The 14,778-nt window shown below is 49.4% G+C and carries 10 protein-coding genes; 7 read left to right on the top strand and 3 right to left on the bottom strand.

Annotated elements, in window-relative coordinates:
- Positions 1 to 2 precede the first annotated feature (2 nt).
- From D0Y50_RS03435 to D0Y50_RS03425, 3 genes are all read left to right on the top strand, one after another.
- A complete protein-coding gene (locus D0Y50_RS03435; protein WP_117315517.1) occupies positions 3 to 2,864 on the top strand; it encodes a hybrid sensor histidine kinase/response regulator in 2,862 nt (953 codons plus the stop codon).
- A 177-nt stretch (positions 2,865 to 3,041) separates the two neighbouring features.
- Positions 3,042 to 4,472, top strand: a complete 1,431-nt coding sequence (locus tag D0Y50_RS03430; protein ID WP_117315514.1) for a PEP-CTERM sorting domain-containing protein — start codon at positions 3,042 to 3,044, stop codon at positions 4,470 to 4,472.
- Between the two features lie 55 nt (positions 4,473 to 4,527).
- On the top strand, positions 4,528 to 5,115 hold the full coding sequence (locus tag D0Y50_RS03425; protein WP_117315511.1) for a peptidoglycan-binding domain-containing protein: 588 nt from the start codon (positions 4,528 to 4,530) through the stop codon (positions 5,113 to 5,115).
- Here D0Y50_RS03425 and fcl read toward each other — a convergent pair.
- Both fcl and gmd read right to left on the bottom strand, forming a co-directional pair.
- On the bottom strand, positions 5,112 to 6,071 hold the full coding sequence (fcl, locus tag D0Y50_RS03420; RefSeq protein ID WP_117315509.1) for a GDP-L-fucose synthase: 960 nt from the start codon (positions 6,069 to 6,071) through the stop codon (positions 5,112 to 5,114). The two genes, D0Y50_RS03425 and fcl, sit on opposite strands and share 4 nt — an antisense overlap.
- A gap of 3 nt (positions 6,072 to 6,074) precedes the next feature.
- Positions 6,075 to 7,187, bottom strand: coding sequence for a GDP-mannose 4,6-dehydratase (gene gmd / locus D0Y50_RS03415; protein ID WP_108568115.1), 1,113 nt, complete (start codon positions 7,185 to 7,187; stop codon positions 6,075 to 6,077).
- A 425-nt stretch (positions 7,188 to 7,612) separates the two neighbouring features.
- Here gmd and D0Y50_RS03410 point away from each other — a divergent pair, with 425 nt between their 5' ends.
- The 4 genes from D0Y50_RS03410 (at position 7,613) to D0Y50_RS03395 (ending at position 11,583) form a co-directional block, all read left to right on the top strand.
- Positions 7,613 to 8,311, top strand: a complete 699-nt coding sequence (locus D0Y50_RS03410; RefSeq protein ID WP_133175139.1) for a hypothetical protein — start codon at positions 7,613 to 7,615, stop codon at positions 8,309 to 8,311.
- Complete coding sequence (locus D0Y50_RS03405; protein ID WP_117315505.1) at positions 8,295 to 9,671, top strand: O-antigen ligase family protein; 1,377 nt, start codon at positions 8,295 to 8,297, stop codon at positions 9,669 to 9,671. Before D0Y50_RS03410 ends, D0Y50_RS03405 begins: the two co-directional genes overlap by 17 nt.
- Positions 9,672 to 10,115: 444 nt before the next feature.
- Complete coding sequence (locus D0Y50_RS03400; protein ID WP_108568112.1) at positions 10,116 to 10,850, top strand: SapC family protein; 735 nt, start codon at positions 10,116 to 10,118, stop codon at positions 10,848 to 10,850.
- A complete protein-coding gene (locus tag D0Y50_RS03395) occupies positions 10,843 to 11,583 on the top strand; it encodes a DUF6445 family protein (protein ID WP_117315503.1) in 741 nt (246 codons plus the stop codon). Before D0Y50_RS03400 ends, D0Y50_RS03395 begins: the two co-directional genes overlap by 8 nt.
- A gap of 2 nt (positions 11,584 to 11,585) precedes the next feature.
- On the opposite strand, the gene D0Y50_RS03390 is transcribed toward D0Y50_RS03395, so the two are convergent.
- On the bottom strand, positions 11,586 to 14,684 hold the full coding sequence (locus D0Y50_RS03390; protein ID WP_232366444.1) for a TonB-dependent receptor: 3,099 nt from the start codon (positions 14,682 to 14,684) through the stop codon (positions 11,586 to 11,588).
- Positions 14,685 to 14,778 lie beyond the last annotated feature (94 nt).

Below are 14,778 nucleotides of genomic sequence, written 5' to 3'. Positions count from 1 at the left end.
AGATGTCTGCAAGACCCTCGCTGGCTAGCACGTTACAAAGGACTCTGTTACCCAAGCTACTGGCGGCGCTCTTTATTATCAGCCTGCTTATTTGTTTTGCAGTGGTATATTTTGCCCAGCAGCAGGTATCATCTAATCAACAGCATCATGTCGAAAATTTACGTGCGGATATCGACTTTAGTATCCGCGATACGTTGTTGCTGCTTGAAAGCATTGCCGGTAACGACCTGGTAGTGAACAGTTTTATCGACATAGAGCAACGCGATAATTACCTGCCATTATTTTTTCGCACCCTTCGTTTATCCCGGGCCACTGATGCCAGTTTGGCGTTATTTGATTTCGCGGGGGAAGAAGTCATTAGCAAAAACTGGCATGGTCAGTTGCCGGATGGTTTAGCTGCTTTATGGCAACCGGCCACGTTGGAAGAGGGGAAACGGTTTTGGCGAATCCATGAAAATGGCATTATAGTAGCAGTGCCGGTGTATATTGGTAGTTCGGTTGAGGGTGCGCTGGTTCTCTATGTGCGCGACATCGGGCAACTGATTAATCCGCGCGAAAATAGTGCCACTCAGCTGATAGTTAGTGGCACCAATGAAATTTTGTATAGCACCGCCCCCCAGACCTTTGCTCCCCACACCTCTTTCACTTTGGCCGAATATTCTCACTGGACCCGTTACGCCCGTCAGTGGCAAGGCTTAACCTTATATAGCTTGTCGCCGTTCACGCAGGCGTATGAAGCTGTACTGTGGTTAATTCCGGTACTCTTAATTAGTATTATTGCGACTATTCTAGTTAGTTTGCATGCGGTAAATCGAGCCGCCGGGCTAACTGCCACTACTTTGCAAACATTATACGAATCTATTTTAGCCAGTATGCAGCAAAAGTCTGCCGCCCGCTCGCTCGCGCCAACTGATGAACCGGCAGAGTTAGCGGATATTCGCGAAGCATTCGACAACCTTACCGTTAATCTGCTGACCATTACATTATCGAACCGCCAATTTGCCAATGTTATCGACTCGCTTGAAGAGCTGTTGGTGGTATTAAACAATGAAGGCCATGTGGTAATTTCAAACCATCGTTACGAACGGGCTGCCGCGCATTACGGCCTGGACGCCCAGGAACTCCAACGTATTGCCAGCTTTCTGAATGATACGGGTACGACGCTGGATGCCACATATACCGATGCCGCAGCCCCACGGCAAATAACGGTTAAATGGACTTTATTACCCTTTATCAGTGATAACAAAGAGGTGATAGGGTCAGTTTTAGTAGGCAATGACGTTAGTCAGCAGCGCGATTTAGAAAGCCGGAACCGGCTGATGACCCATGCCATGGAGAGCGCTACGGTAGCCATCGCTATTGCTGATACCACCCGCTCTACTATGCCAATAGTTTATATTAACAACTACTTTTCCCAACTCAGTGGGTTTTCGTCAAAAGAAGCCCTTGGCCAACCGGCTAATCTGCTGATTGGCGAGAACACAGATAGCGCTACCCTTCGCACGATTTATGACAAGGTTAAAGCCGGTGAGTCTTTGGATGAAACCTTATTACTGTATAAAAAAACCGGCCATGTGTTTTATGCCAGGTTAGTTATGACGCCGGTGCGTTCTGATACTAAAGTGACGCACTACGTGGTGTTTTTCCAGGATGTTACCGAGCAAGAGAAAACCCGCGAATATCTAGAAGATGCTCGCCATCGGGCGGAAGAATCCGCCCGTTTAAAGTCCAGTTTTCTGGCCAGTATGAGTCATGAGGTAAGAACGCCGTTACATGGTATATCTGGCACCTTGCAACTGTTAGATGAAACTGCCCTGGATGATAAACAGCGCAGGTATCTGAACCTGTCTTTGCAAAGTATGCACAATCTGCAGCATATTGTTGATGATATTCTGGATTTTTCAAAGATTGAAGCAGGCCAGCTGAATATTGAACGGGCACCGTTTAATCTTCGCCTGCTATTGGAAACTATTTTTGAGCAATACCAGACCAACTGCGATCAGAAAGGCATTGAGCTAACCATCTCGCTTAACCTGGGTGAAACAAGCATAGTCATAGGCGATGCGGTTAGGCTACGCCAAATATTAGGTAACTTGCTAAGTAATGCAGTGAAATTTACTCAATCGGGCTGTGTTGAGGTGAGTATCGCACTACGTCATCATAACCAAAAATGGCGACTAGAGGGATGCGTAAAAGATACCGGTATCGGGATTGCGCCGGAGAAAGTGAGCCGTATTTTTGAAGTATTCACTCAAGAAGATGATACTACGACCCGGCGTTTCGGCGGCACTGGGTTGGGTTTGGCTATTACCCGGCAGCTTTGTCAACTGTGCGGTGGTGACATTCAGGTTACTAGCCGCAAAGGCGAAGGCAGCAGCTTTAGCTTTACCATTCAATTGGGCAAAGCCCCTAAAGACTTACCCCATCCTACGCTAGCGGCACACTCCCCGACAGCGATTTCAAAGGTCAAAAACTATACGGCAGCGCGTATTCTACTGGTTGAAGACAACGAAATTAACCAGCTAATCGCCCGGGAAAATCTGAACGGACACAAGGTACTCACGGCAATTAATGGGAAGGAAGCAATAAGCGCCTTGATGCAGATGAAAATTACCTTTGATGTTATTCTAATGGATTGCCACATGCCCGAGATGGACGGCTTTGAGGCCACCCGGCGGATCCGTCAGGGCGAAGCTGGGGAGCGCTATCTTAATGTACCCATTGTGGCCCTCACCGCCAACGCCATGAAGGGCGACCGTGAAGCCTGTGAAGCAGCAGGCATGAATGACTACATCTCCAAGCCGTTTACAGCCACAGATCTGCAAACCGTTATTAGCCGCTGGGCTAATGCTAATAAAACGTAAAAAAATGTCAGATTTATTTACAACAACTTACCAACCGACCCCCCTTAATAAAACTTTTCCTTTATAAACATAAACATACAGATTGGTTTATATATTGCTTCGTGGAATTGCCCTAGCTGGTAGGGCGCATTTTCAACAAACTTTGTTGTTGATTTGCTTTTTGATAAGGATAATTCCATGCAAAAGTTATTTCATACCTCGCTGCTATGCGCAGCCGCTCTTACCACCGCAGCCTTTACCCCAGTTAACGCTGCGACCATTCTACAATACGGCGATACCTATCTAGGGGTTAATGATGAAGGGCATCTTAATGTCAGGGCCTCGGACATTGCAGGCCTGCCGGAAGAATTTTATAGCGAATTTGGTTCTGACGTTGTGGGTTTATGGCGCGCTGGCTTAGGTGATGCGACGTCTCCGGGGTGTTTGTGTGAAGGTTGGGGCGTGGCGGCAAGTTACGAGAGCGCCCGGGTAGCGGGTTGGGCAAATGAAGAAACCGGTGGAGCTATGGGCTTGAGCGATGGCATCTTTGGCGCTACCGACGCGTCCGTAACCTCGATGGTTAATTTTCAGGATGCGCCCATCAGTGTTACCCATGCTTATGGACGTTCATTAGCCAATGGCGTGTTTCAGGCTTCAGTCACCATTGCCAATAATGCAGATACGACCATTGGCGATGTCGTGTATCGCCGTGCTATGGACTGGGATATTCCGCCTACGGAGTTCAGCGAGTATGTTACCCACTCTGGCGTTACCGCTAATCTTGAAAGCAATGGGGGCAATGTGCGCTATGCCAGCGATAACGGTTTTGCCAGCAGTGACCCACGCTCCGCCGCAGGCTGGGTAAACAGCGACACAGTAAATACCGATTTTACCGATAATGGTCCCGCTGATCATGGCTCCGTGTTTGATTTTGCGTTCGGCGATTTAGCCGCAGGTGAAAGCCGCACCTTCAATATATTTTATGGTAGCGCAGGCAGCGAAATTGAAGCCATTTCAGCGCTTACCAACCTGGGGGTAAACGTGTATTCACTTGGCCAACAAAGCGACGCACCGGCCACCGGTACGCCGGCTACCTTTATGTTTGCCTTTGGCGGCGTAGGTGGCGTCGAACCTGGCGAAAATGCAAGTAACCCTATTCTGCCATTTGTGCCAGCACCAGGTGAGTTTGTATTCGAAATACCTGAAGGCGGTAATTGGTTCGATCCTCCTTATGCGTATGGTTTTGAATATACACTTGAAGGCGGCGCGCTGTTTTCAGAAGTCATGACACCAGACGCATCCTTTGGCTTTGGGGATATTGATGTGATGGTCGATGGTGTAGTCGTTGCCACGCTGGCACCTGGGGGCATGTTCGATTTTTCTACTCTGGGCATGGGCATTTCGTCGTTTATGCTAGTGGGGCTTGACCGGTTGCTCGATATAGAAGCCACCGACTTTGCTGCAGCCTTCCCGACTTTTTTAGATTGGACCGGAACGGCTGAACGGTTACTCATGAATGCCCTGACCCTGGACGATACCGGGGTGGCGGTGCCAGAACCCGCTGTTGGGTTGCTGGTGTTACTGGGATTAGGCTGTACACTGGTAAGAAGAAAGTCGACATTACATTAGTCGTCATACCCACGCGCCCCTGCGCTAAAGGGGCGCGCATAATTAAGGACAATGAATGAAACCTTTGCTTAGCCTGATACTTATAGCACTCACGCCGGCGGCCTTCGCTATGGATAAAAATGAAAAGTTTGCCATTAAAGGAGTGGGTAATACTCCATGCCCTACTTATGTCAAAATGCTGCAAGAAGATAACCCCCAAAAATATCTTTATGCTGGCTGGCTCAACGGCTATCTTACCGGGCAAAACCAACACTTAAGTGACACCTTTGATGTAACCTCATGGCGCGATATACAAACACTGGGAAATTATCTTTACGCGTACTGCAAACAACACCCGCAGCTTAGCTTTTTTCAGGCCAGTACCCAGTTAATTAACCAGCTACACAACGGGCGGATTAGCGAATTTAATGGCGCCATAAAAGTGAGCGATAACGGCCAACACTATAAACTTTATTCTCAGGTAGTCGAAGCAGTACAGCAAGTACTGATTCAAAAGGGCTATTTCGAAGGTCCGCCCAGCAGCGAAGTGACTGAGGATTTGAAAAACGCGATTGAAGCTTTTCAAGATGACCATGATATCAGCGAAAAAATGTTATTTGGCCAAAAAACACTTAACGCGCTGTTTCACGCCTCAACGGACTAAGCTCGAAACTCCTGCTGATTATCTAAAAACCATTGGTATGTTTGGGCTAACCCTTCCTCAAGGGAGATACTGGCCTGCCATCCCAGGGTCGTCAACCGGGTAGCGTCCATCAATTTACGCGCCACCCCATCTGGGCGATGGGTATCCCACTGTATAGCGCCTGTAAACCCGGTAATACGGGCGATGGTTTCAACCAGCGCTTTTACAGAACAATCCCTGCCTGTACCAATATTGATGTGACTTACCCGCGGGCTTACCAGGCCTAGATAATCGTGCTGGGGGCTTTCCATGATGTAAACACTGGCGCTTGCCATATCATCGACATGCATAAACTCACGCTTGGGACGTCCAGTTCCCCACGCTGTGACCGCCGCATCGCCGCGCATTTTTGCTTCGTGAAAACGGCGTAACAGGCCGGGAATAACATGGGAGTTTTCTGGGTGAAAATTATCGCGCGGCCCATACAGGTTTGTCGGCATCGCACTACGATAATCTCGTCCATATTGTCGATTGTAGCTTTCACACATTTTAATACCAGCTATCTTGGCCACCGCATACGGTTCGTTGGTAGCCTCAAGGGTGCCGGTTAGCAAAGCAGTTTCCTGCATAGGCTGCTCTGCATGCTGAGGGTAGATACAAGAGGAACCTAAAAACAGCAGCTTAGCTACATTGTGGCTATGTGCGCTATGAATAACATTGGTCTGTATCATCAGGTTTTGATAAATGAACTCGGCCGGGTACGTATTATTTGCATGGATCCCCCCCACTTTAGCTGCCGCCAGATACACCTCATCAATAGAGTGTGCGGCAAAGAAACGGTCAACCTGGGCCTGGTTCAGTAAATCAAGCTGGTCCCGGGCACAGGTGAGCAACCTGATATCGCTGCGCCCGCAGAGCTGGCGAACAATGGCGGAACCCACCATTCCATTATGGCCTACCACAAATACGGTTTTCACTTGCTACTCCCTGGTTACTGAGACGGTATAGCCATGTTGTTTAAGCAACGCATGGCGTTTGGCCTTATCAAGATCTTCAGCCACCATTTCGGCACACATTTGCTCTACCGATATTTCCGGCTCCCAGCCCAGCTTATCACGGGCTTTTGAGGCGTCGCCCAATAAGGTATCGACTTCCGCGGGACGAAAATAACGCGCATCGACTTTTACGACTACATCGCCGGGCTGCACCCCAGGGGCATCTTTTGCACATACCTTGGCGACCGTACCAATTTCATCAGCCCCACTGCCGCTAAAGGTCAAGGTTATACCAGCGTGCGCGGCTGCCATTCGCACAAAGTCGCGCACGGATATCTGCTTTCCTGTGGCTATCACAAAATCGTCTGGCTGATCTTGTTGAAGCATCATCCATTGCATGCGCACGTAATCTTTCGCGTGGCCCCAGTCACGTAATGCATCCAGGTTACCTAAATACAGGCATTGCTCCAGCCCCTGCGCGATATTCGACATACCACGGGTTATTTTACGGGTCACAAAGGTCTCGCCCCGTCGCGGCGACTCATGGTTAAACAAAATGCCATTACATGCATACATGCCGTAGGATTCGCGGTAATTTACCGTTATCCAGTAGGCATACAATTTTGCTACGCCATAGGGCGAACGAGGATGGAATGGGGTGGTTTCGGTTTGGGGGGTTTCCTGCACTTTGCCGTATAGCTCTGAACTGGATGCCTGGTAAAAACGGGTGGTTTTTTCCAGCCCCAAAAAACGTATGGCTTCAAGCATTCGCAAGGTGCCCAGGGCATCCACATCGGCCGTATATTCTGGTGCTTCAAACGAAACAGCGACATGTGACTGGGCAGCCAGATTATAAATCTCGTCGGGCTTTACCTGGGCAATAATTCGGGTTAGGTTCGAGGTATCAGTCAGGTCGCCATAATGTAATATAAACCGCGGGTTATCGTGCGGATCTTCATAAATATGGTCAATGCGTTGCGTATTAAAAGATGAGGCTCGCCGCTTTATGCCGTGAACTTCATAGCCTTTTTCCAACAAAAATTCTGCCAGATAAGAGCCATCCTGACCGGTAACTCCTGAGATGAGCGCTTTTTTCATCTAATTATCCGTAACACGTTAACGATTCCGGCTTTACGTATCCCTCATAAAGGATTCCATAAGAAACACGTAAAACATTGAATTTGATAGGCTACTGGCATTAATGTGACGATACAATAATGATAGTAACGTTCTGCTAATGGTAGCATTGTATATAACAAACGCTAAACTGGGTATGGTAGGATAGCCACCCGATACGCTGAGGTGGTCAAGCAGGGGCCAGGCCTGCCATCAGGTAGCTCGACACAATACCTGGTAGCGTTCCGTAAGCAATCCCCTGAACCGCGGTTTATCCGATGGTGTATTAAAATAAGCAGAGTTGGAACGTAATTCGCATTGCAGGTTATCTTTAGAGTCTTTATCAGGTTGTTATGGCCGGCCCATTGTTTAACACAAAAGCACACAAAACATCCCCGGAGACGGGCTTGAGCAGCCATGCCGGTTTTCGGGTATTGCGCTATAGCATCATGGCTTTAGGAGTAATATTTGCGATTATGTGTGCGCAAACCGGCACAGCCTATGTAGCTGCAGACGTGGCGTCAGACAAAACGCAGGCGTGGTTTGATGGCGACAGCCTGCCCGCGCCGGGCGAAATTGCCAGTATTCAGCAGCAACTGGAAACGATTAATTCAGTATTAATTGACGATGCACAGGTAAAATTAGCCCTTGCCCGGCTATATATTGTGCGCGGCCAAACTGACACCTCTAAAATTTATTATGAAGCCGCGCGTAAAGTCTTATCGGATGTGGGGTTGATTCAACCTTCACATTACGAGGCGCTGGCCTTACAGATTTTTTTAGATGACTTTGAAGATACCTTCACCCAGGCGTCGCATACTGATTTGGTACAGGTACTTAATGTGGGCCCGTTTGAAAAAGCGGTGCAACAACTGGTTGGCCCGGTGCTGATTAAACGATGGGGCGAATTACCCCCTGATATTCATCAGTTGGCAGAGCCGCTGATAAAAAGCGCGTTACGCGAGCGCTCTACCAAGGAAATTTTGTTTCACTACATGCAACAATACCATACTGTGACACCATTTATGTGTTGCTCGCCTAACCGTGAGACCTCTGCTCAGCTACGTGTTCTTGAAGCCACGACCCCCAATGCCGTTGTCCAATAACATCGCACTGCCCCTGGCGCGGGCTATCATGTTGTGCACGCTAGTGGTGTTGCCCTGGCTGCACGGTGCAGAACTGTTCTGGGAACAATTATTCGTGGCGGCGGGCCTGTTTACCGCGCTGGTCGTCATGTTGTGGGATAAACACGCGCTTGCCCGCTTACCCACGGGTTCACTACTGATTACCGGGTTATTTGGGATATGGTTATTGCATACCGTTTTGTACCTGGTGCCGTTACCCTCTTCGCTTATCGCCTGGATAAGCCCCAATACCTATCAGTGGTTATCCAGCGTGGAGGTGGCCGATTACGGCTATCTAAGCCTGTATCGGCAAGCCAGTGTTATTGAATTATTTAAGTTTTCGGGGTTGGTTGCTATATTTTTGCTGGTGGGGCGCTTGTTTACTACGCGACGCCAACTACGCTGGTTTAGTGCGGTGGTTGTAGCGAGTGGCGCCCTAACAGCGGTTTACTCCCTGCTTAACTTTACCAGTGGTGGAGCATTTGAATTGGTGAGTGCAATACCGCCATGGAACTTGTCATGGCATGAAGGGATCCGCGGGACATTCAGTTATAAGAACCAATATGCTATGTACATGGTTATCTGTATTGCATTATGCGCCGGCTTGCTTACCGATGAGCTCATAAAGCGGCGCCAGCGAACAGCCTTGGTCACCCCTGTCACCTGTGGCTTAAGTCTATTGTTGCTTATTCTGCTGGCTACGCTGATGAATACCAGCTCTCGCGGGGCACTGGTTTCGCTGCTGGTCGGCTGCGCCGTAGCCGCTGCATTTTTTATTAGCCGGAACCGTTATTTAGCAGGGTACATGATGCAGCCTAAGGTGCTTGGGAGTATGGCAGCCGCCGCTGTATTGCTGATCACCTTGTTTATGCAATCATCTATTTACGAGCGCTTTACTGACGAAAAAATGCAAGACAATGGCAGAACGCTGTTACGCAATACCGTCATTCAGGTGATTGAAGATTATCCGGTATTTGGTACTGGCCCGGGTACCTACCCTTTTGTGCAGCATAACTACAAACCCCTCGAGTTGGGTAACACCCAAATGTCGAAACGCGCTCATAACGATTATTTGGAAACCCTCGCAACCCAGGGGGCACTTGGTTTTGCATTGCTGATGATTCCGCTCGGCCTGTTGCTAATTCGGTTATTCCGGTATTCATTACATGGCAATACCACCGGCCTGTTGATAGGGTGTCAGGTAGCCACGGTCGCTTATTTGGTACAGGCTTTGTTTGATGTCAATATTGGGGTGTATTTGCTACCTGTTCACTTGCTGATAGTGCTGAGTATAGGCTGGGTGCTAACCACTCGTTTTACCCGCGATAAGCCTGCGTTGTGATGATTTACCGATAATTTTTTAGCTAGCCGCTGGGGGAGTTTTGGATTTGAGTCGTCTTAGCTATCGAGGTACTGAAATGCCTCATCGTGTGGTTTGCCAAGGCACGTAAACTGAGGTTGTGTCGTTAGAACGTGGTTATAGCTGTTATCAGGCACCGTCCCCCGCCTGACATCAGCTGTGGTTCTGACGGCATAGCCTCGTCCCTCATTACTTCTACCTGTCATCCTCATTCCTTTTAATTTCCCCTGCTTATTGCATCCGGGCAGCTTTGTGAATTATTGTCTGCGTAGTGTAATGCATAGGCTATGGCGGGTAGGAAAACAGCGGTCAGGTTCAGTTTAGGGTTAAAGAAATGAACATTTTTTGCCGCATGATGCGTACAAAGCATACTTATTTTATATAAGCTTCGTCATACCTACATTTACCGGTAATAAGGAATCATGCATGTCTCATTTTGTGGCGCTTAACCCTCAGCAACATAAAACTCTGCGTGTCCACACGGATAAAGTCGCCGCCACGGGGGCCAACGAACACCTTATCCCGGTGGTACTAAGCGAGTTTAATCAGCTTATTGTGCAATATCCGATTGTGTTTACTAAAAACGCGGATACCGGCCAGTTTGTATGTTCTGCCATGCTCGGGTTTGAAGAAGGCGAAAACCTCTTCTGGGAAGAAGACAGCTGGCGCGGCCTGTACATACCTGCACAAATAGAACGTCACCCATTTTATATCGGCCACAATGACGATGCTGAAGATGATAAACATCTGGTATGCATTGATACGCAAAGTGATGCAGTGAGCCATGATAATGGTGTGCCACTGTTCGACGAGTCAGGCCACCCTACCCCGCTCATGGCTGATAAACAGGAATTACTGGCGTTACTGTTAGAGGGGGAAGTACGTACACAGGCTTTTATCAAAGCGCTTAGCAGCCTGGATTTGCTGACCCCGATTGCTCTGGATATTACACTGGCAGATAATACCTCACGTAAGGTATCTGGGTTATACACTATTGATGAAGATAAACTCAGCGGCTTATGTGGCGAAACCGTAGCGATGCTGCACGAAAACGGTTTTTTAGCACCTGCCTATATTTTACTGGCCTCGCATGCCCACGTGTACTCGCTTATTGAGCGTAAAAATGCCCGCTTGGCTAAAGGTGAACAGTGGTTTGGCTAGTAGTGATACCGAGGGGCAAGTAGCTTCTTTGCGTAGTGTTTTGCCAGCAACCGATAAGCAAAACGCTACCTACACCACCGTACTGGTTGGCTCAGGCCGCACCCCCGTGGTGATTGCTGATAATTTTCACCCCGCGCCGGATAAGTTGCGGGCCCAGGCTTGCGGGCTCAGCTTTACTGCGGCCAGCGAGGACTATTACCCGGGTGTATTGGCCCCCGCCCATAGCCATTATCAAGAGTTTGTGAATGAGCAACTCCCCACCATAATGGGGGTGGCCCGGCGGCGCTACCATACCCTCAAGTTGTCGGCATGCAGGTTTTCGCTGGCTACCCAAAAACCCGGCACCCTAAAGCCTATTCAGTGTGTGCCGCACTTTGATGCAGTAAGCGACAATGAGTGGGCTATGGTCCATTATTTGTCGCTTAACAACACGGGGGGAACGGCATTCTACCGGCATCGCGACACGGCCTTTGAGAAAGTAACCAGTGCCGCAGCTGGCCGCTATTTGCAGCGCCTGAAAGAACAGGCCACCACGGTAGGCTTTCCCGCCAATGACTATATTCGTCAGGATACCCGCTTGTTTAAGCATATAGCCCAAATAGAGTGGGCCTTTAACCGGGCTATTTTTTATCCTTCAAATTTATTTCATTCTGGGGTGATAAGTGCTAGCATCTTGTCTGAGGATCCGGCTACCGGCAGGCTTACCGGCAATGCCTGTATTCAGATTGGCTGACCTTAATAGGTCGCCCGTATCCCCAGGGCAAACCGGCTGCCGGTATCCTGCACTAGTAATAGTTGATTGGAGAAGCGGCCATGCTTATGCACCGTTTCGTTGGTTAAATTAATCCCTTCAATAAATACAGATACCTGGCTATTCAACGCATACGACGCACTTATGTCCCATTGCTTGTAGGGGCTGACATAGGTGGGCTCAGTGCTAAGCGGTTGCTCTAATGACTGTAAGAAGCCATCGCGGTAATTCCAGGCAAGCCGCCACTGCAGAGCATTTTTTTCATAAAACACCACCACATTTTTAGCCCCCGATAGGCCGGTAAGGGCAAATTTCCGATTAATATCGGTTTTGTCCAACTCGGCATTACTGCTTACGGCACTCAGATTCGCCTGTACCCCCCAGCCGCTTTTACCAAACAGGTGTTGGGCACTCAGCTCCACCCCATCAACCGTGGCCGTCTCGCTGTTGAAGGGTTGTGCTACTGCAAACCTGGCTATCTCATCCAAGGCATCAGCTTTAAGCGGATCGTTCCCGGTAGAAGGGTCAGTGACACCACTAAAGATTTGCTCCTGACTATCGATAGTAATAAAGTTATCCACGTATTTTCGGAACACACCCAGCGATAAATAATTGCTTTGCTGATAATAATACTCCAGCGCCATATCAAAATTATCAGCCACAAAGGGTTTTAGCGCCGGGTTACCCACCGAGGCACGCAAATCACCACCTTGACGGGTCGTGGTGTAGCGGATCCCCGGCGACATTTGCTCAAGCGTGGGCCGGGTAAGGCTTCGGGCATAGCCAGTGCGTAACACCCAGTTGTCCTGCCAGGCAATGCGGGCACTCAGTGCTGGTAGCCAGTTACTGTAATGGTGAGTCTGATGCACCTGTTGGATACTGCCAATCACCTGGCCTAACTCTGTTTGATCCAGAATTTCCAGCCCCACCAGGGGTTCGTACAAACCACCTACCGAGACCTGGGTGTTTTCAAAACGCAAACCGCCATTGACGGTAACCAGTAATGGCCCCGGCGCATAGTCCAAAGATATATTCAGGTAGGCCGCCTGGACGGTTTCGGTAACCTGATAAGAATTTCCCCGCCGCACAGGGCTCAGATCTACCTGGGCTGCGTCTTCCAGATAGGCAAATAGCTGTGGACCATCATGGCGTAACCAGGCATGCGGGATTGTCTGGTGGCCAGACACCGAGGCCAGGAAATCATCACCGGCATCAAATACCTGCTGAAAATCATCAGGCAAGTCGGGCGCATCAAAGTAACCGCAAAAATAACAGTGTAAACCATTAATTTCATTGTCTCTGCGCTCATTGTCTTTACTTTGGCGAGCGATACGTATACCGCCATCAAGCCGGCTTATAGCCTGGCCTGGGGGATGCCAGCGGGCGTCTACACTGGCCTGGGATATCGTATCTTCAATTTGCCAGCCCCGTTTGAGCATTACATGGGCGCGGCCATTGGCGGGGTCAAGGTAGTTTTGTACCCCCGAGACTACTCCCTCAGCATTTATCTGTGCTGGGTTGGCAGCATCAAAATGACTGATCGCGGGTAAGATATTTCCCTGTGTATGATCAAACGTGGACTGGTTAAGATAACCAATCAGAGACAACGCATCGCCCTCTCCCTGGGGATCATCCACACTGGCTCTGGAACCCGATAAATCGATATCCAGCACCAGATTATCCGAGGCTTGCCAGTTGAGTGCTATACCCGCACTGTGCAACGCAGTATCGCGGTTGAATGAACGCGCATGAAAATCGGTAGCATGACCTACCCGCTGACTAAACCTGACTGCCGTACCGTTGCTGTCAGTGATGACATTTTCAAGATTGCTTGAGGTGAACCAGTGCCCCATCGAGGTGGCGGAAGAATCGATATTATAGCGGGTGCCAAGATAATCCAGGGTAAATTCGGTTTTATCATTCGGCCGGTATTGCCACACCAGCGTTGCGCCCTGCCGATGGCGCTGCTCAAACCTTACCCGCTGATCGTATTTACGGGGTACATATAAGGTATCGACCGGCCGGTCTAACTGAGCATCCGGAACATTGGTATTGACTACCCAGCCGTCTATCTGCGCCTCATCAATCCGCGCGTGGCGAGCGTAATCTGAATAAGACAGCAGTAGGCCCATTTTGTCGTTAAAAAAAGTATCAGAAAACAGCACCGATGCCTGGGGGGAAGTTTTACCGCTATTCGCATCGTATTGCATTTTTACGCTGCCAGCCACCCGCAACCCGCGCAGCGCCAGCGGCCGGGAGGTCTGTACAATGATAGTGGAGCCAATACCGCCGGTAGGCAAGTCGGCCCGGCCTTGTTTATGCACTGTCACCGCACTCACTAATTCGGGCGCCACCGTATCGAAACTGAATTGCCGGCCCAGCGTGTCGGTCGCCAATTGTCTGCCATTAAGCAGCACCTGATTAAACTGCGGCCCGAAGCCTCGCACGGTTACAAATTGCCCTTCACCTTCCGCCCGATCAATGGCGACGCCCGGCACCCGTTGCAGTGCTTCTGCCAAATTCTGATCAGGAAACTTCCCCATTTCCAATGATTGAATCGTATCCAGTACATAGTCAGCATCGCGCTTAATACTGACACTTTGTGAAGTACGCGCCCGTAAGCCTTTTACTTCAATATATTCCACCATTTCCGCATCATCGGACATCGGCACCATCAATAAGTCATCCTGCGCGGCGGTTAATTCATGAAACCACTGGCTCAACCAGTTGCTGGGTTCTTCAGCGGGCAACACGCTGATGCGAACATGATTTTTTTCATCCAGCCGGGCAGTAAGATTAGTACCCGCCAATAACTGGCTAAGGGCCTGCGTGACCGTCAACCTCGCCTGTAACGGGTTGGCAATGGTATGCCGCACTTTATTGTAGGGAAAAATAACCGTAAGGCCGGCCTGCTCGGCGAACTCAATGAGCGCTTCATCAGCGGTTTTTTGCTTGATTGAGAAAGCGATAGTGGCGGCGTGTTCCTCGGCCAAGACACTACTGATAGTGACCATACCCAACACGCCTACCGCGAGGGGCGATAGTACAGTGTGCAGTAGAGGAACATGGACATTGCGACGCATCGAAAAAAGGCTGCCTGAGGTTGATAATACATACTGGCTAGTGCTAATCCTCCAGAATAAAGAGAGATAACCGCTCCACTATAAACAGTAACTG

This window comes from Salinimonas sediminis (assembly GCF_003429285.1).
GTDB classification, from domain to species: domain Bacteria; phylum Pseudomonadota; class Gammaproteobacteria; order Enterobacterales; family Alteromonadaceae; genus Alteromonas; species Alteromonas indica.
The sequence above is the reverse complement of the archived record's forward strand: the minus strand, read 5'-3'. Positions and strand labels throughout refer to the sequence as shown.

What these genes read in the sequence shown, in the direction of transcription:
- D0Y50_RS03435 (WP_117315517.1), top strand. Translation starts at nt 3, where the DNA reads ATGTCTGCAAGACCCTCGCTGGCTAGCACGTTACAAAGGACTCTGTTA.
- D0Y50_RS03430 (WP_117315514.1), top strand. Translation starts at nt 3,042, where the DNA reads ATGCAAAAGTTATTTCATACCTCGCTGCTATGCGCAGCCGCTCTTACC.
- D0Y50_RS03425 (WP_117315511.1), top strand. Translation starts at nt 4,528, where the DNA reads ATGAAACCTTTGCTTAGCCTGATACTTATAGCACTCACGCCGGCGGCC.
- gmd (WP_108568115.1), bottom strand. Translation starts at nt 7,187, where the DNA reads ATGAAAAAAGCGCTCATCTCAGGAGTTACCGGTCAGGATGGCTCTTAT.
- D0Y50_RS03405 (WP_117315505.1), top strand. Translation starts at nt 8,295, where the DNA reads ATGCCGTTGTCCAATAACATCGCACTGCCCCTGGCGCGGGCTATCATG.
- D0Y50_RS03400 (WP_108568112.1), top strand. Translation starts at nt 10,116, where the DNA reads ATGTCTCATTTTGTGGCGCTTAACCCTCAGCAACATAAAACTCTGCGT.
- D0Y50_RS03390 (WP_232366444.1), bottom strand. Translation starts at nt 14,684, where the DNA reads ATGCGTCGCAATGTCCATGTTCCTCTACTGCACACTGTACTATCGCCC.